The following is a 19,070-nucleotide window of genomic DNA, read 5'->3' as shown; positions in this document are numbered from 1 at the left end:
GTTTTTATTATGCGTCAGTAAGAGATTTATTATAGAAAAAAATAAGTTAATCTTTTATAGATTTTAGACATAAAAGGTTAGATAAGATAATAGGATTTCATAGGATAGTCTTAAGAAAGGGGAGATTTAATGATTACTTTTCTTGTTTCACTTGCATTACTTATTGGGGGATACTTTGTTTATGGTAAGTTTGTAGAAAAAGTATTTAAGCCCGATGATAGACCTACACCAGCGACTGTTATGGAGGATGGTGTAGACTTTGTACCTATGAAAACTTCTAATATTTTTCTTATTCAATTACTAAACATTGCAGGACTTGGACCTATTTTTGGCGCTATACTAGGAGCATTGTGGGGCCCCGTTGTTTTCTTATGGATTGTATTTGGAACAATCTTTGCTGGCGCAGTACATGATTATTTATCTGGAATGATTTCTCTAAGACATAATGGTGCAAGTATTTCTGAAATTGTAGGGATCTATCTTGGTAAGTTTATGAAGTTTGTTATGCGCATTTTTTCTGTTGTATTACTTGTATTAGTAGGAACAGTTTTTATGACAGGACCAGCTGGACTTTTAGCTAGGCTTACTCCTGATCATCTTAATGTAACATTTTGGCTAATTGTCATTCTTATCTATTATTTCTTAGCAACCCTTCTTCCTATTGATAAGCTTATTGGTAAAATTTATCCTATATTTGGTATTGCACTGATTATTATGGCGATTGGTATTGGCGGCGGTATTATATTCCAAGGCTATAAAATTCCTGAATTAACACTAACTAATTTACATCCTGATAAACTACCTATTTGGCCACTTATGTTTATTACAGTAGCATGTGGTGCTATTTCTGGATTCCATGCTACACAATCTCCTATGATGGCACGTTGTATAAAGAGTGAAAAAGAAGGTCGTAAAGTCTTTTATGGTGCTATGGTAGCAGAAGGTGTTATTGCACTTATTTGGGCAGCAGCAGGTGTAGCTTTTTATGGTTCAACAGGTGGACTTAATAATGCACTGACAGAACTTGGTTCACAGGCAAGTGTAGTTTATGATATTTCCTTTAAACTTTTGGGGCCTGTAGGTGGAGTACTAGCCATGATAGGTGTTATTGCATGCCCCATTACATCTGGCGATACAGCTTTTAGAAGCGCACGTCTGACACTTGCTGATTGGATGGGAAAAGAGCAAAAATCTATGAAGAGTAGATTACTTTTTGCTGTTCCGCTTTTAGCAATTGGCGCACTTCTTTCACAGATTGATTTTAATATCATATGGCGTTATTTTTCATGGTCTAACCAAACCTTGGCTATGATTGCACTTTGGGCAGCAGCAGTTTACTTATTTAAGAATAAATTACCACATTGGATTGCTACAGTTCCGGCAACCTTTATGTCTGCTGTTTCTTGTACGTATATTTTACAGGCACAAGAAGGTTTTAAACTACCTATTACGATTTCTTATCCATCAGGTATCATTTTTGCTCTTGTATGCCTAGGTATTTTCCTTTACACTACAGTTTTTCGTGCACATAAACAAAAATAAGATAAAAGAAACGGTAGAAGAGGCTTAGAATCTATAGGTTACAACTTGACTTTATAGGTTATCCTATATAGTATGAAAAAGAAAAATAAATAAATGCTAGGCTAAGTCTGGCAGGAGGATAAATGGAACTTAATTTTAAAAGTACACAGAAGCTAAATAAAAACTTTATGTATAATAACCTAACAAGAAGCAATTGTTTTGCAGTAGATTTTGGTGGTTCTAACTTTGATTTTACAAGTTTAAGAGGCGCTCATTTTAAATCATGTAATTTCTTTGGATGTAGCTTTAAATCAGCAGAATTTGTAGGAACAAACTGTAAAAAGAGCAAATTTAAAAATGCTAAGTTTGAGGGAACTCTTTTTGAAGGTGTTAACTTAAATGGGGCAGACTTTAGAGGGGCAACTTTTAAAAATGTTATTTTTGTGGGCACAGATTTAAATGTAGCTAATAACTTAGACTTAAATGCTGAAGGTATTACTATCTATGAAGCAATGCCAGAGCTTGAGATGAGTAGTGAACTTGAAGAGGCACTTAAGTTAGCTATGGAGAATCAATATGTAAAGGCCTCACGTGTTTTAGATACAAAGGATGGGGGTATCCATACCGTTAATATGATGCGCCTTTTAGAAATCTTTGATGAGAAAGCACTTATTAGAGGGTTTAAAATTATGACACCACGTCTTGATAAAGATTTTTGTACATTAAGTTATATTATTAAAACTTTAACAACTTATAAAGAAGCTGGGCTTCTATAAGGAGATTAAGAGCGAGAAGGGTAAAATAAGGATATCGAGAAAACATAAAAGGAGAAGAAGTTGTCCGAGTAGGTGGCAGCTTCTTCTCTTTTTATAGATAAATATTAAAGGATTTTACATAGAGTTAATACAAAACTAATGTTTATCTAATATAGATTTAATTTTAATCCCTTATGATTTGATTGAAATTCAAAGATTAAAACAAAAGGGGAATGAAAATGAAATTAACAAAGAAATTAGTTGCAGTATTAATTGGTGTAGTTGTAATGGGGACTTCACTTGTAGGCTTTACTTCAATGGAAGCTAAATCAGTAGCACAAGTAGATGCAGCAAGTACGACAACTCAGAAAGCACAGTACAAAAAACCTAAATATATCTTTACATTTATTGGAGATGGTATGTCTTATGTACAGCTTAACGCAGCTAATATCTATCAAGGGGTAACAGAAAAAGGTGATTTAAATCTTGGTAATTTAGCAGTATCAGAATTTCCTGTAGTAGGTTCAGCTACGACACAAGATGCTACATCATTCTGTCCAGATTCAGCCTCTACAGCAACAGCTATATCAAGTGGTGTTAAGACACATAGTGGTGTAATTGGCTACAATGCAGATAAACAAACAAAACCTGAAAGCATTACAGAAAAACTTAAAAAAGATGGCTATAAAGTAGGAATCGTAACAAGTGTATCTATTGATCATGCAACACCAGCTGCTTTCTATGCACATGTTGTATCAAGAAGTAATATGTATGATATAGCACTTCAACTTGCAGATAGTGGTTTCGATTACTTTGCAGGCGGTTCACTTGTACAACCAACAGGTAAAAATGGTGACCAAAGAGATGCTTTTGAAATTATAGAAGAAAAAGGCTACAAAATTGTAGATTCTAAAGAAGAAATTATGGCTTTAAATGATCAATCAGGCAAAGTTTATGCCATAAGTCCTAACCTTCAAGATTCACAAGCTATGACATATGACTTAGATGCGGATAAAGGTGAACTGAGACTTAAAGATTTTGTAGAAAAAGGTATTGATGTACTTGATAATGAAAATGGTTTCTTCATGATGGTTGAAGGAGGTAAGATCGACTGGGCAGGCCATGCTAATGATGCAAGATCTAACATTGGTGATGTTATTGCATTAAATGAAGCGATAGAGGTAGCTGTAGACTTTGCAAATGAGCATCCAGAAGAAACACTTATTATCGTAACAGGGGACCATGAAACAGGTGGTATGACAATTGGGCAAGCAACAACAGGTTATAATACAGCCTTTGATATTTTAGAAAATCAAAAAATGAGCTACGTAGAATTTGATAAGCTTATCGGGGACTATAAAGCGAGTACATCAGCAGATAAGGCAAAACTTGAAGATCTACTTCCAATCATTAAAGAAAACTTTGGTCTTGTAACAAGCAAAGATAAAGATGCAGCTAAAAATCCAGCACTTGTTTTAACAGATTATGAATACAAAAAACTTGAAAATGCTTTCAAAGAAACAATGAAAGCACAAGAGGATAGAGCACAAGGTGAGCAGCAGACTGCTCTTTATGGTGGATATGAACCACTTAGTGTAACACTTACACATATCTTAAATAATAAAGCAGGTATCGGCTGGACTTCATATGCTCATACAGGGGTACCAGTTCCAGTTTATGCAATGGGCCAAGGTCAAGAGCTCTTTAATGGTTCATATGACAATACAGACATCTTTAATAAACTTGTAGAAATCTGTGGTCTTAAGTAAAATTTTATGAAACTAAATAGATAATAAAAGGTGGTGGTGAAAAGTGAATTTTGTCCACCACCTTTTTAGCTCGAGATAATTAAGAGAGGATAGGTTACTAGAAAATGATACAAAAATATTTAAAAAATAAAAATGTAATTTTTTCATTAGTATGTTTAGTGGTCATAGGCATACTACTTATGGTATCTACAGGTTTTGAAAAGCAACTTTATGTCAATGCAGAAAATGTAAAAGCTAAGGTAGTTGAAACGAATGAATCTACTGTTTATAATAACGGACTTTTAAAACAAGGAAGTCAGGTATGTATGGTAGAACTCTTACAAGGTAATCATAAAGGAAAAGTAGTAGAAGCTGTTAACTTTTTAAATGGTAAGCTAGAGTTCGATAAAATGTTTGCACCAGGAGATAAGGCACTAGTACTAGTGGAGCAAGATGAGCAGGGAAATATTCTTTTTGTAAATATGTTGGATCATTACAGACTGAACGTAGAGTTATTGATTGTGCTGGTTTTTATGGGTGTTTTAATATTATTTTCAGGAGCAACTGGCCTGCGAACTATTATTTCATTTGTATTTAGTCTTTTATGTATATGGAAGGTACTTATACCTCTTTTATTAAAAGGGTATCATCCTATGCTTGTAGGACTTTGTATAGGTGTAACGATGGCAGTAGTAACTTTAATTTTAGTGGCAGGTTTTACAAAGAAAGCTTATTGTGCCATATTAGGATCAGGTGTAGCTTCGATTATAACCTGTTTACTGGCAGTAGGTTTTGGTTATTTATTTAGAATAGATGGGACAGTTATGCAGTGGTCAGAATCATTGCTTTATGCAGGCTTTGAGCATCTTAATTTAACCCTTATTTATCAAGCATCTATTTATCTAGCTTGTTCAGGCGCCATGATCGATTTAGCTGTAGATATTTCAGCAGCATTAGATGAAGTAGTAGAAAAAAAGCCAGACCTTTCAGTGAGAGAGATTCTACAGTCTGGCATGAATATTGGAAAGTCTGTAGTAGGCTCACAGGCTACAACACTTTTACTTGCCTATATGGGAAGTTTTATTGCAGTCATGATGGTATATATGGCACAAGGTACACCTATGATTAGTATTTTAAACTCCAAGTCTATTGCGTCAGAGGTTCTACATACTTTTGTAGGCTGTATAGGATTAGTTATTGTATCTCCAATTACAGCGCTTATCTGTAGTTATATTTATAAAAAGAAGAAGGAAATTTAATTGACTCCCATTATGGTGTATAATAATTAAAAAGCATATTAAAAAATAGATTAGAGGGGTTATAAAATGAAAAATTATCATACACATACTTATAGATGTAAGCATGCAGTGGGAACTGTAGAAGATTATGTAAAAGTAGCTATAGAAAATGATGTACAAGTACTGGGTATGTCTGACCATACACCTTTTCCAAATGATAGCCATTGGCTCAAGGTACGTATGGCATATGAGGAGCTTGAAGCATACTGCAAAGAAATAGATGAAGCTAAAGAAAAATATAAGGAAATCAAAATCTTAAAAGGATTTGAATGTGAGTATTTGAAAGAGTACCATGAATTCTATAAAGAAGTGTTATTAGGACAACGCGAAGCAGATTATCTTATATTAGCAGGCCATCAAATCTTTGGAACTTCTCCATGGAATTTGAGGGGAGAAGTAAAAAGTTTAAAAGAAGAGTTAAGACTTTATGCAGATTATCTTGTAAAAGGCATGGAGACAGGCCTCTTTACTTTTGTAGCCCATCCTGATGTATTTGGAACTTTTTATTTAAATTGGGATGAAGAAGCTCTAGCTGCCTCTAAATATATTATAGAAGCGGCAAAGGCTTACCATATGCCACTTGAAGTGAATGGATATGGTCTTCGTAAACCAGAAATTACAACAGCGCAAGGTGTAAGACGTATGTATCCACTGCATGGCTTCTGGGAATTAGCAGGTCATTATGATATAGAGGTACTCGCTAATTCAGATGCACATAAGCCATCTGATATTATCTCAAATATTGAAGAAGGATATAAGATTGCAAGTACATATGGACTTCATAAAAAGTTTGAGATAATAAGATAAGAAGAAAAAAGATTGCTGGATGCGTTAATTTTTTCGAGTTATTTTCAGCTTTAGGGACTATGCATAGAAGCTCTCTATTCTGAAGGTTATGCAAAAAGCTTATAAAAATAAAGGATAAGCGATTACTTTATTTCATACATCTACCACACTAAAAGTCGTTCTAAAGAGCTACCATTAAGGGGGAGGCAGTCTCTTTAGGATGGCTTTTTTTGTTCCTCAGGTGAGTAGAAAAGGATAATGAGGTAGCATACTTTAAAAAGTGTGCCTGTGTGCATTGGTTTGTGAGAAAGTAATAGTTTTATAATAAATTAGAGAGAATATACGATTAATATGCAAGAAAAAAGTAATATTTGTGAGTTTTATACAAAAATTAATTGACGTTGAAAAAATAGACGATTACTATTAAGGTAAGAAGTGTGCTGGGGCACACCGTTAGCAAGGAACTCAATACAGGGAGAGGGATGAGAGATGGCAGTAACCATTAACAAAATTGCTGACCTATGCGGTGTATCAAGGGGGACTGTAGATAGGGTGCTTAATAACCGTGGTAGGGTAAAAAAAGAAACCGAAATAAGAATTAGAGAAATAGCAAATCAATTAGGCTATACCCCGAATATGGCAGGGAAGCAGCTTGCTATAAGGAAAAAGGCTCTTACAATAGGACTGATCCTCATTGCGGAGGGCAATGCTTTCTTTGATGATGTGATAAGAGGTGTACAGAGTGCTGAAAAAGAATTACAAGACTATGGTGTAACAGTGCAGATTAAAACAATGAAGGGCTATAATGTTTACAGGCAGCTTCAACTGATTGATGAAATAAAAGATAAGGTAGATGCATTGATTATTAATCCAATTAGCGTACCTGCTATCGCGACTAAGATTGATGAATTAGTAGAGGGTGGTTTATGTGTGATTACAGTAAATACAGACATAGAAAATAGCAAACGACTGTGTTACATAGGAAGTAATTATACAAGATGTGGACAGACAGCTTGTGGTGTGTTAGGGCTTTTAACAGGAGGTAGAGCTCATATAGGCATCTTAACGGGTTCAAATAAAGTACTTGGTCATAATGAAAGAATAAAGGGATTTAAAGAAGTTTGTAAGAAAAAATATCCTGCTTTTAAGATAGTAGGCTATGGAGAGACGGAAGATGATGATATTAAAGCCTTTGAAGTGACGAATAAACTTTTAAGCGAACATCCTGAAATGGATGCCATTTTTGTGGTAGCAGCAGGGGTGTATGGTGTGTGCCGAGCAGTTCTTTCTTTTGGACGGGAGCATGAGATTACGATTATTTCATGTGACAGTATTCCTACTACTATTGAAATGATGAAGCAAGGAGTAATTAAGGCTACAATTTGCCAACAGCCTTTTATTCAAGGCAATAAGTCTGTGCACACAGCTTTTAATTATCTTGTAAGTGGAGAAGTACCAGAGAACAAAAAGTTCATTGTACAAAGTGAAATTAAAATAGTGGAAAATTTATAAATGGGGGTTATTATTATGAAAAGTTATTTTGAAGATATGCCAGTAATTAAGTATGAGGGGCCGGATTCTAAAAATCCTTTTTCCTATAAATACTATGATGCTGAAAGAGTGATTAAAGGCAAAAAGATGAAAGAGCATTTAAAGTTTGCTATGAGTTACTGGCATACTATGTGTGCAGGGGGTGCTGATCCTTTTGGGGGAGTAACCATGGATAGGTCCTATGGGGAAACAGAACCGATGGCAATCGCAAAAGCTAAAGCAGATGCTGCTTTCACTTTTATGAGTAAGATGGGCATTGAATATTTTTGTTTTCATGATGTAGATATTGCACCTGAAGGTACAAATTTTGAAGAGACAAGAAACAATTTTCATGAGATGGTAGCGTATATTGAAGGAAAAATGAAAGAAACAGGTATAAAGCTTTTATGGGGTACAGCAAATTGTTTTAGTCATCCAAGATATATGCATGGTGCGGGAACTGCTTGTCATGCAGATAGCTTTGCTTATGCTGCGAGCCAGATTAAAAATGCATTAGATGCAACGATTCGATTAGGCGGTCAAGGGTATGTATTTTGGGGTGGCAGAGAAGGGTATGAAACACTTCTGAATACAGATATGGGTTTTGAATTGGATAATATGGCACGTCTTATGCATATGGCAGTAGCATATGGTAGAAATCATGGTTTTACAGGTGATTTCTATATTGAGCCAAAACCTAAAGAACCTATGAAACATCAATATGATTTTGACACAGCAACAGTGCTTGCATTCCTTAGAAAATATGGACTAGATAAAGATTTTAAAGTGAACATTGAAGCAAATCATGCCACACTTGCAGGTCATACTTTTGAACATGAACTAGCGGTAGCACGTATTAATGATGTTTTTGGGAGTATTGATGCCAATCAAGGAGACCCGCATCTAGGGTGGGATACAGACCAATTTCCAACAGATGTACAAAGCGCAACTTTATGTATGTTAGAAGTGATTAAAGCAGGCGGTTTTACAAAGGGTGGTCTTAACTTTGATGCAAAAGTCAGAAGACCTTCCTTTGATTTTGAGGATATTGTCTATGCTTATATAAGTGGCATGGATACTTTTGCACTAGGTTTAATTAAGGCTTATGAGATTTTAGAAGATGGTAGGATAGAAAATTTTGTAACAAAGCGCTATAAAAGTTACACTTATGGTATTGGAAAGGAGATTGTAGAAGATAGGGCGACTCTTGAAAGCCTAGAAGCTTATATACTTGAAAAGGGTGAGACTAAAGTAGAAAGTGGTAGACAAGAATTATTAGAAAGTATTTTTAACACTATCTTGTTTAAATAGGAGGACAATATGAAGTATCTTTTAGGAATTGATATAGGGACATCAGGCACCAAAACAATACTTTTTGATACAGCTGGAAATGTAGTGGCTTTTAGTACAAAGGAATATCCTCTTTATACCCCTCAAAATGGGTGGGCAGAACAAGATCCTATAGATTGGTGGGAGGCTACAAAAGATACAATTCAAGAAGTTGTGACATTATCAGAAGTAGAGAATGAGCAGATTGTAGGTATTGGCCTTTCAGGACAGATGCATGGCCTTGTCATGTTGGATGAAAAAGGTCAGGTGATTAGAAATGCTATTATTTGGTGTGACCAAAGGACGGCTAGGCAGTGTGAAGAGATTAATCGTTTGGTAGGCAAAGAAAGACATATTGAAATTGCAGCCAATCCGCCTCTTACAGGGTTTATGGCTTCTAAAATTTTATGGGTAAGAGAAAATGAAAGCGAAAACTATAACAGATGTAAGCATATGCTACTGCCTAAAGATTTTATTCGTTATAAGTTAACGGGTATATTTGCAACAGAAGTATCAGATGCTAGCGGAACAGGGCTTTTAGATGTGAGAAAACGTTGTTGGTCAGATGAAATTTTAGAAAAGCTTTCTATTGATAAGGAGTTTTTACCAAAGGTCTATGAATCGCAAGAAGTAACAGGGACTGTAATGGAGGAAGTAGCAGCACTGACTCACCTTAAGGCTGGTACGATTGTTGTGGGCGGAGCAGGAGATAATGCAGCGGCTGCTGTAGGCACAGGGGTAGTTTCAGATGGAAAGGCTTTTGTGACCATTGGAACATCAGGTGTAGTCTTTGCCCATACCTCACAAATCAATATTGACCCAAAGGGGAGAGTGCATACCTTTTGTGCTGCAGTACCAGGAGCTTGGCATGTGATGGGAGTTACACAAGCGGCGGGGCTATCTTTAAGATGGCTTAAAGATCAAATGTGTGAGGAAATAAAATTTCAGGCAGATGAGAAGGGGGAAGATGTTTATGAAATAATGACCCAAATGGCAAATCAGTCTCCTATAGGTGCACACAAGTTACTGTACTTACCTTATTTGAATGGAGAGCGTACACCTCATCTTGACCCAAATTGTAGAGGCGTATTCTTTGGTATATCGTCAGTACATACAAAAAAAGATTTTATACGTGCTGTAATGGAAGGTGTAACGTATTCTCTTAAAGATTGTCTAGGGATTATTTTGGAGATGGGCTATTCAGTAGATGAAATGATAGCATGTGGTGGAGGCGGTAAAAGTAGATTTTGGAGACAAATGTTAAGTGATAATTTTGACTGTAATGTTCAAACCCTAACTGCTGATGAGGGTCCTGCACTTGGTGCGGCAATACTAGCAGGTGTCGGAGCAGGACTATTTTCTTCAGTAGAAGAGGCTTGTAACAAGATTATTCATAAAAAATCACAGCAAGAACCTATTGTGGCAAATACAGAAGTATATGAAAAGTATTATAAAGCCTACCAAGGTTTGTATAGAACGCTTAAAGAAAATTTTAAAGACCTAGCTAAGTTATAGGAGGAAAAAGTATGATACAGTATCCATTTCAAGACAGCACACTCCATATTGAAGCAAGAATTCAAGATCTTATATCTAGAATGACTTTGGAGGAAAAGGTAAGACAATTAGATATTTATTCAAATAACGAGTTTAAAGATGACAAAGATGATTTTGATTTTGATAAGTTGATGGAAGTATGTGGGGATGTAGGTATAGGGTGTTTGCAAAATAGGTATTCAAGTGCTCATCTGAATAATAAGATTCAAAAAGCAGCCTTAGAGGCTTCTAGACTTCCTATTCCGATTTTATTTAGTGAAGAAGCCTTACATGGATTAATTTGGCCTGAGTGTACAGTCTTTCCACAACAGATTGCACTCGCTTCTACTTTTTCACCTGAGTTAGGTTTTAGACAAGGGCATGCTATTGCTAGAGAGTGTAGAAGCTTAGGTGTTCATGAAACATGGTCGCCGGTTCTGGACCTAGCACGTGACCCAAGATGGGGCCGTGTTGAAGAAGCTTATGGAGAGGATACATACTTAGCTTCTCGTTTTGCAGAGGAAATGGTAAGAGGGCTACAAGGTGATGACTTAAGTAGAAATGACACCATTATAGCTGAAGTTAAGCATTTCTCTGGTTATGGTGCACCTACAGGTGGTTTAAACTGTGCACCTGCTATGATGGGGAAACATGAACATGAGTTTTACTGTTTACCAGTATTTGAAGCAGCATTTAAAGCTGGAGCATTAAATACAATGTGTTCTTATAATTCTATTGATGGTATTCCAGTAGCTGGTGACCGTCATTTACTAACAGATGTATTACGAGGCGATTTCGGCATGAGAGGATTTGTGCGTGCGGATATGACAGCTATTACCATGTTACATAGATGTCATTATGTAGCACCAACGCAGCGAGAGGCTATTCGTATGGCGATTGAGGCTGGGGTTGATATGCAGCTTTATGATTTCTCACATGATTTTTACCAAGATACTTTAATAAGTCTTGTTAAAGAAGGGGAATTAAAAGAAGAGGTGGTGGATTTATCGGTTAGCCGCGTTCTAAGAGTTAAGTTTATGCTGGGGCTCTTTGAAAATCCTTATACAGATGAAGCGTTATCTAAGTCAGTAGTTCATTGTCAGGAGCATGTTGACTTAGCCCTTGAAGTAGCAGAAAAAGCAATTTGTCTTCTTAAAAATGCTCATCATACATTGCCACTAAAAAAAGATTTAAAAACCATTGCAGTCATTGGACCTAGTGCTGCAGTGCCACGCTTTGGAGATTATAGTGCACCAACAAAATCTTGCTTAGGGGCAGTAACCTTATTAGATGGCATTCAAGCGGTAGTGTCTGAAGATACAAAAGTTTTATATGCTAAGGGGTGTGATATTTTAGAATTTGAAACAATGCCTATTCCTGCTACATGGTTAAAAGATCATAAAGGTAACCCAGGTCTTAAGGCAGAATATTTCAATGCCCATAATTTTGAAGGTGAGCCAATTGTGATAAGAAATGATACACAAATTAATTTTAACTGGATTTATACAAAGCCTGCTGAAGGGGTAAATGCAGATAGATTTGCAGTAAGATGGACAGGTGTACTTGCGCCGACGCAAACATTTGAAGGCTCTATCGGTTTAAGCAGTATGGACAGTATGCGCCTTTGGATTAATGAAGAACTTGTTGTAGATGGATGGGGCGATAAAGAGGCCACCACAATGAAGCCGTTCTTCTTTGAAGCAGGTAAGGAATATAACGTCCAAATAGAATTTATAAATGATCAAAGAGGCGTAAGAGTAATCTTTGGTTATAATATGGGTAACGATGATATGGAACAGGCTGTTTTAGTGGCTAAACAAGCTGATGTAGCCATTGTGGCAGTGGGAGATAGTGAAGAAACTTGTGGTGAGAATTTAGATAGAGCAGATTTGAATCTTCCTGGAAGACAACTAGAACTCGTAAAAAAAATCTATGAAACAGGAACCCCTGTGGTACTTGTCCTTCAAAATGGACGTCCACTATCTATTACATGGGAAGCTGAACATCTTCCAGCAATTATTGAAGCATGGCATATTGGTGAACAGGGAGGTCATGCTCTTGCTAAAGTACTCTTTGGCGATACGAATCCAGCAGGGCGTTTACCAATTTCTTTTCCTAAATCCGTAGGTCAAATTCCAGTTCACTACAACCGTCGTCCATTTGGTGCAACAAAATATGTAGAGATGGATTGGAATCCTCTTTATCCATTTGGATTTGGTCTAAGTTACACAAACTTTGAATATAGCAATCTAAAACTGTCATCAGATACGATTACAGCTGATGAGATTTTGGAGGTATCTATTGATGTAACCAATACAGGCACATGCTATGGTGAGGATGTTCCACAACTTTATATTCATGACAAATTTAGTAGTGTAGTACGCCCATATAAAGAACTTGCTGGTTTTGAAAGAATAGGTTTAGATTCAGGACAAACGAAGACAGTTACATTTAAATTAGGTGAAAGGCAACTTAGAGTTTTAAATCCTAAATTTGAATGGCTTGTTGAAAGTGGTGAATTTGAAGTAATGGTAGGTGCACATTCACAAGACTTACCTCTTAAAGCTACATTCTGTGTAAAATAAATTAATTAAGTTTTTAAAAGCTAGGACATAGTCATTACTTAAAAGTAGAATGATATTATTCTAGTTTTTTTGTAGATAAAGTAAAATGTTATAAAAAAATATGTAAAAAAGTAATATTGAAAGGTGTTTACAATATCAGAGAACGTATGCACAATCTGTATCGTATAAAATGTATAAGGATTTATTATACGTAGGATAGCTTTTAATAATCAAAATGTATAAGAAATCAAAGAGGATTACTGTTATACTTCCTGTAATAATTGGATTGGGTACACTAATTGTTGTAAATACACATCATAGTGCTATTATTTTAGGATGTTTGACACTAGGTATAATCTGTTTTATCATATCCTATTATATAAGTAAAAGAATTTATATAGTATCCTAAACATTAAATAAAAAGAAGCAGGTAGCGAGAATGCACCCCGTTTAGTAGACACATAATAAAAAAGATGTGTGGAGTTGTCAATAAAAAGTAGACACAAAGTTAAGTTGATTTTATGAATTTAATTCTTCAAATTGTGCAGGTGAAATATACCCAAGAGCAGAATGAATTCGCTTTGTGTTATAATACATTTCAATATATTTAAAGATATCTTTTTGAGCTTGTTCAGGGCTTTCGTATTTTGCATCCTGAATAAGCTCTCTTTTTATTGTTCTATAGAAAGATTCCATAACAGCATTATCATAAGGATTTCCTTTTCGACTGTTACTCTGAATAGCGTGATATTTAGCGAGTAAGGATCTAAAATTTCCACTTGTAAATTGTGAACCTTGATCGGTGTGAACGATTAAGCCAGCATCTGGATGTTCTTTGCCATAAGCTTGTATAAAAGCATCTTGAACTAAAGTATCTTTCATTTTTTTATTCATAGACCAACCTACTACTTTTCTAGAATAGATATCAAGAAAAACAGCTAAATATAAGGTTCCTTTTCGTGTTGGGATATAAGTAATATCTCCAACCCATATTTTATTTTTCTTATCTGCATAGAACATCTGATTTAATAAATTTGGTCTTTCTATTGAATTTGTTTTTTTATTATAATTTTTGTATTTATAACGTGTTCCTTTAGGATATAGCTTTAGTTCTCTCATAAGTCTAGCAACTCGTTTACGATTTACATAAATTCCTTTAACACTTAAAACTTTAGATATTCTAATTGAGCCATAACGTCCTTTATGCTCTTCAAAAACTCGGATAATCTCTTCTTTTAAAACCTCATTTTCAATATCACGTTTAGAAGGTTTACGATGTAAATATTTATAGTAGCCAGCTCTTGATACATTTAGTGTTTTGCACGCCTTCTTGATGTTATATTTTCCTTGATTTTCTTTCAGATACTGAAATCTTACTTGTTCCTTTGCTTCAAGAAGGCCTGGTATTTTTTTAGTAGTTCAAGTTCCTTCTTTAGTTCTAAATTCTCCTGTTTTAATTTCTTTATTTCATACTGACATGAATAAAGTGCGGTCCCATGACCTGGGAATGCACTTTCTCCATACTCTTCATATTCATTTATCCAGCGATACAAAGAATTGTAATGAATAGATAGTTCTCGAGCTGCATGGGAAACAGACATATCATCTTCAAGAACTAATTTCACTGCAGCAATTTTAAACTGTTTATCATAACTTCTTCTCATAAGTAGACCACCTTTCACTATTTTATCTTAACTTTGTGTCTACTTTATCATACCATGCCCAGTGTTCAACTAAATGGAGGTGCATTTCTTATGCCTAAAAAAGGTCAGAAATTCCAAAGATATGATAGAGACTTAGTGCTCTCTATAGTGCAAGAAAAACTACAAGGGGATAGCTCTTACACACAACTCAGTAAAAAATACAACATTCCTGAAGGAACAATTAGTGTTTGGGTTCACAAATACACTACAAAGGCGTGGGATTGTAGTGATCGTCGTGGTAAGAAAGATGATTGTGATATAGATTATAAAGTGAGGTATGAGATTGTAAAAAAGTTCCTCATCTTCTTACAGCAAAAACACTAGATAAAATTCAGTTTATCCAAAGTATGCGTCATGAATATCCTATTAAGCTATTGTGCGAAGTATTGAATATAAGCCGTGCTACATTTTATAAATATAGAAATTCTAAAACACAGGATTTTGAAGAATACCTTACAATTAAAGCAATCTTTGAAGAAGATGGCTGTATGTATGGATATCGTAGGCTTAAGAAAGCTATTTTACAACGAACTGGATGGATTATTAATCATAAAAAACTCTTAAGAATCATGAGAAAATATGGATTAGAAATACGCTATAAGAAGGTTTATAAACGTAATTATATGAAAAAATTTATTGCTGACAATGTCCGACCAAACTTACTGAATGGAGATTTCAAGGCTGAACAAAATAATGAAAAGTGGGTAACGGATATCACATATCTAGCATATGAGGGGCGTTACGCCTATCTTTCAACTATTATTAACTTGCATTCACGTGATATAGTGGCAGCCGTTATCAGTAATAGAAATGATTTGAAACTTGTAAAGGATACCTTAGAAATGGCTTTATCAAAGGAAAAAGATGTGCATGGAGTCATTCTTCATTCAGACCAAGGATTCCAATACACATCTTATGAATACCGTGCTATATGTGAAGCCAACGGTATTACTATTTCCATGAGCCGAAAAGGTACCCCTTCTGACAATGCTCCTATAGAGAGTTTTCATAGTTCTCTAAAACGTGAAACACTCTATAGCTATAATATAGCCAATCTAAAGGAATATATATCATTAGTTGAGAAGTGGTTAGAAAAATATAATAATGTTCGTTTAAGACTAACATCATAAAAATAGACACGGTCTTTTTTACCGTGTCTACTAAAAAGGTAGCATCATCAGCTATAGGTGCTATCTGCTTCTTTTTTATTTATAGATTATTTACCGTAGTAAGCTTTTTTGTAAAGATCTTCTAACTCATGTACTTTTGGAAGTCTTGGGTTAGCTGTAGTACATTGGTCTTCGAAGGCTTTATAGGATAAGTCTTTGATTTTTTCAAGGTAAACTTTTTCATCTACTCCCATTTCTTTAAGTGTGAATGGGATATTAAGTTCTTTCATTAAGTCTTTAACGGCTTTTACTAAAGATTTAACACCTTCTTCTGTAGTAGAAGCTGGAAGGCCTAAACGTTTAGCAATTTGAGCGTATCTTTCTGGTGCTACGAATTTACCGTATTTAGGGAATGCCATAAATTTAGTTGGATTTGTTTCACCATTGTATTCAATAACGTGTGGAAGAAGAATAGCATTTGCACGACCATGAGCAATATGGAACTCGCCACCAAGTTTATGAGCAAGTGAGTGGTTGATACCAAGGAATGCATTTGTGAAGGCCATACCTGCAATACATGAAGCATTGTGCATTTTTTCACGAGCTTCTGGGTCATTTGCACCAAATTTATATGAACGTGGTAAGTATTCGAATACAAGTTCAATTGCTTTCATAGCAAGTGCATCTGTATAGTCTGAAGCAAGCACAGATACATAAGCTTCAATAGCATGTGTTAATACGTCAAGACCTGTATCCGCTGTTGGACCAGCAGGAACACTCATAACGAACTCTGGGTCAATGATAGCAACGTCTGGAGTTAATTCGTAGTCAGCAAGAGGGTATTTCATATTTTTAGATTTATCTGAGATAACTGCGAATGATGTTACTTCAGAACCTGTACCTGATGTTGTTGGGATAGCTACGAATTTAGCATATTTACCCATATGAGGGAATTTATAAACACGTTTTCTAATATCTAAGAATTTTTGAGCCATACCGATAAAGTCAGCTTCTGGGTATTCGTAGAATAACCACATAGCTTTACCAGCATCCATTGCAGAACCACCACCAAGTGCAATAATTACGTCTGGTTTGAATGACTTCATAAGTTCAGCACCTTTTCTTACTGTTTCAAGGTCTGGATCTGGTTCTACATCGCTGAAGATTTCAATAGCAAGTTTATTTTGGTTTTTATTGAGTTGGTAAAGCACACGATCTACATAGCCTAGTTTTACCATCATTGGGTCAGCAACAATGAGTGCACGAGAGATGTTAGGCATCTTTGCTAGATATTGTACAGAACCTGCTTCAAAATAGATTTTTTCTGGAATTTTAAACCATTGCATATTCACGCGTCTTTTTGCCACCCTTTTCTTATTAATTAAGTTCATAGCTGTTACGTTAGATGAAGTAGAATTACGTCCGTATGAACCACAACCAAGTGTTAATGAAGGCATCATAGAGTTGTATACATCACCGATACCACCGAAAGCAGAAGGAGAGTTTACAATGATACGACAAGCTTTAAGTCTTTCACCATATTCTTCAACAAGTTTTTCATTTGTTGAATGGATAACAGCTGTATGGCCAAGTCCACCAAGTTCAACCATTGCTTCAGCTTTGGAGATACCATCTTCTACATCTTTCGCTTTTACAACAGCAAGTACTGGAGAAAGTTTTTCTCTTGAAAGAGGATAAGCTTCACCCACGCCGTCAATTTCACAGCAAAGCACTTTTGTTTCTTTTGGAATAGTAATGCCAGCAAGTGCTGCAATTTCATAAGGGTATTTACCTACGATATCTGGGTTAACCATTTGTTTTTCAGGATTGATTACAATTGGTTCAAGTTTTTTAATTTCTTCTTTAGTTGCAAAGTAGCATCCAAATTTTTTCATGAAAGCTACTGCTTTATCATAAATAGGCGCTTCGATGATAGCAGCTTGTTCAGAAGCACAGATCATACCATTATCAAATGCTTTTGAAAGCATAAGATCTGTAAGAGATTGTTCAAGGTTAGCTGTTTTCTCAATGAAAGCAGGTACGTTACCAGGGCCAACACCAAGTGCTGGTTTACCAGCTGAGTAAGCTGAACGAACCATAGCAGAACCACCTGTAGCAAGAATCATAGCTACTTTTGGATGATTCATAAGTGCTGTAGTTGCTTCGATTGATGGGTGGTCAATCCATTGTACACAGTTTTCAGGAGCACCAGCAGCAATAGCAGCATCTCTTACGATTTTAGCTGCTTCACGAGAGCAATTTTGTGCAGATGGATGGAATCCAAAGATGATAGGATTACGTGTTTTAGCACAGATGATTGCTTTGAACATTGCTGTTGAAGTAGGGTTCGTTGTAGGTGTAACACCACATACGATGCCAACTGGTTCAGCAATTTCTGTATAGCCTTCATCATCATTATCTTCAATAATACCTACAGTTTTATCATGTTTAATACTATGGTAGATATATTCTGTAGCAAAAATATTTTTTGTAACTTTATCCTCAAAGACACCGCGCCCAGTTTCTTCTACAGCCATTTGAGCCAGTTTCATTTGAGCAGATAAACCAGCAAGTGCCATTGCTTGTGTAATGGCATCAACTTGCTCTTGAGTGAGTTTCATATATTCCTCAAGTGCTTTATCAGCTTTTTCTACTAATTCGTTCACCATAGCTTGTGCATCGATTACAGGTGCAGCAGTTTTAACTTTCTTCTCTTCAGCCATTATAATAGCCCCCTTATAAAATATTAAAATTTTTTATAGATAACTAGCTGAGTCGTGATGTCGAAGTTTTTTATTGTTTATTTTTTAACATAATCAAATAATAACACTTTGGTAAAGCATTGTCAAATGTTTAACGAAATAAAATTTATAAAAAATAGTTAGTTTATGTAAAAATATAACAAAAATATAATAAAAATAAATTATTAATTGTGTATATTTTATAATTGTTGATTTTCATAAGTAAAGTAAATTTTAGAAAAATGGATATAAAATATAATTAGTATAAATATAATATTTATGCTTATGATGAAATTTAATATGTAAGGTAGTAGAGCTAACATTAAAAAGAAAGAACTCTCATACATTAAAAAAGAAAAGTCATAGTACTTATTGGGGTTAGATAAACAGTCGTTTAGGAGAAAAGAGGGGTTTTAGTGAAAGAGATCATAAAGGGTATACTGATTATAATGG

General features: G+C 35.3%; 13 protein-coding genes. 11 read left to right on the top strand and 2 right to left on the bottom strand.

Features of this window, described 5'->3' with window-relative positions; translation table 11 throughout:
- Nucleotides 1-129: 129 nt before the first annotated feature.
- From ACLTBU_RS06530 to ACLTBU_RS06490, 9 genes are all read left to right on the top strand, one after another.
- Nucleotides 130-1,542 carry a carbon starvation protein A gene (locus ACLTBU_RS06530; RefSeq protein WP_249333604.1) on the top strand — a complete coding sequence of 471 codons (1,413 nt, stop codon included), beginning with the start codon at nucleotides 130-132 and terminating at the stop codon, nucleotides 1,540-1,542.
- 122 nt (nucleotides 1,543-1,664) lie between these two features.
- Complete coding sequence (locus ACLTBU_RS06525; RefSeq protein ID WP_320650209.1) at nucleotides 1,665-2,297, top strand: pentapeptide repeat-containing protein; 633 nt, start codon at nucleotides 1,665-1,667, stop codon at nucleotides 2,295-2,297.
- A gap of 218 nt (nucleotides 2,298-2,515) precedes the next feature.
- Complete coding sequence (locus ACLTBU_RS06520) at nucleotides 2,516-4,045, top strand: alkaline phosphatase (RefSeq protein ID WP_412218210.1); 1,530 nt, start codon at nucleotides 2,516-2,518, stop codon at nucleotides 4,043-4,045.
- Between the two features lie 104 nt (nucleotides 4,046-4,149).
- Nucleotides 4,150-5,283: a YibE/F family protein gene (locus ACLTBU_RS06515; RefSeq protein ID WP_412218208.1), complete on the top strand. Its 1,134-nt coding sequence runs from the start codon at nucleotides 4,150-4,152 to the stop codon at nucleotides 5,281-5,283.
- Between the two features lie 66 nt (nucleotides 5,284-5,349).
- The gene (locus tag ACLTBU_RS06510) at nucleotides 5,350-6,129 is read left to right on the top strand and encodes a histidinol-phosphatase (protein ID WP_412218206.1); all 780 of its coding nucleotides are present in this window, start codon (nucleotides 5,350-5,352) and stop codon (nucleotides 6,127-6,129) included.
- A gap of 468 nt (nucleotides 6,130-6,597) precedes the next feature.
- A complete protein-coding gene (locus tag ACLTBU_RS06505) occupies nucleotides 6,598-7,620 on the top strand; it encodes a LacI family DNA-binding transcriptional regulator (RefSeq protein WP_177668710.1) in 1,023 nt (340 codons plus the stop codon).
- A gap of 15 nt (nucleotides 7,621-7,635) precedes the next feature.
- A complete protein-coding gene (gene xylA, locus ACLTBU_RS06500) occupies nucleotides 7,636-8,949 on the top strand; it encodes a xylose isomerase (RefSeq protein ID WP_412218203.1) in 1,314 nt (437 codons plus the stop codon).
- Between the two features lie 9 nt (nucleotides 8,950-8,958).
- Nucleotides 8,959-10,482: a xylulokinase gene (xylB, locus tag ACLTBU_RS06495; RefSeq protein WP_412218200.1), complete on the top strand. Its 1,524-nt coding sequence runs from the start codon at nucleotides 8,959-8,961 to the stop codon at nucleotides 10,480-10,482.
- A gap of 11 nt (nucleotides 10,483-10,493) precedes the next feature.
- Nucleotides 10,494-13,085, top strand: a complete 2,592-nt coding sequence (locus ACLTBU_RS06490) for a glycoside hydrolase family 3 N-terminal domain-containing protein (protein WP_412218198.1) — start codon at nucleotides 10,494-10,496, stop codon at nucleotides 13,083-13,085.
- 498 nt (nucleotides 13,086-13,583) lie between these two features.
- Here the strand turns inward: ACLTBU_RS06490 and ACLTBU_RS06485 are convergent.
- Nucleotides 13,584-14,728, bottom strand: a protein-coding gene (locus ACLTBU_RS06485) for an IS3 family transposase (protein ID WP_316350628.1) whose coding sequence is annotated in 2 segments (ribosomal slippage) — nucleotides 13,584-14,470 and nucleotides 14,470-14,728 — 1,146 coding nt in all. Because the reading frame shifts where the segments join, the coding sequence is not laid out codon by codon here.
- A 90-nt stretch (nucleotides 14,729-14,818) separates the two neighbouring features.
- Here ACLTBU_RS06485 and ACLTBU_RS06480 point away from each other — a divergent pair.
- Both ACLTBU_RS06480 and ACLTBU_RS06475 read left to right on the top strand, forming a co-directional pair.
- The gene (locus ACLTBU_RS06480) at nucleotides 14,819-15,091 is read left to right on the top strand and encodes a transposase (protein ID WP_249334864.1); all 273 of its coding nucleotides are present in this window, start codon (nucleotides 14,819-14,821) and stop codon (nucleotides 15,089-15,091) included.
- A 23-nt stretch (nucleotides 15,092-15,114) separates the two neighbouring features.
- Nucleotides 15,115-15,897 (top strand): IS3 family transposase, encoded by a 783-nt coding sequence (locus ACLTBU_RS06475; RefSeq protein WP_412218195.1) that lies wholly within the window; start codon nucleotides 15,115-15,117, stop codon nucleotides 15,895-15,897.
- Between the two features lie 86 nt (nucleotides 15,898-15,983).
- Here the strand turns inward: ACLTBU_RS06475 and adhE are convergent, their stop codons facing one another.
- Nucleotides 15,984-18,599, bottom strand: a complete 2,616-nt coding sequence (gene adhE / locus ACLTBU_RS06470; protein ID WP_177668703.1) for a bifunctional acetaldehyde-CoA/alcohol dehydrogenase — start codon at nucleotides 18,597-18,599, stop codon at nucleotides 15,984-15,986.
- Nucleotides 18,600-19,070: the final 471 nt, after the last annotated feature.

This window comes from Zhenhengia sp. (assembly GCF_046966505.1).
Taxonomy (GTDB): Bacteria; Bacillota; Clostridia; order Lachnospirales; family Cellulosilyticaceae; genus Zhenhengia; species Zhenhengia yiwuensis.
Note: the sequence above shows the minus strand (reverse complement) of the source record. Positions and strands in the feature narration are given on the sequence as shown.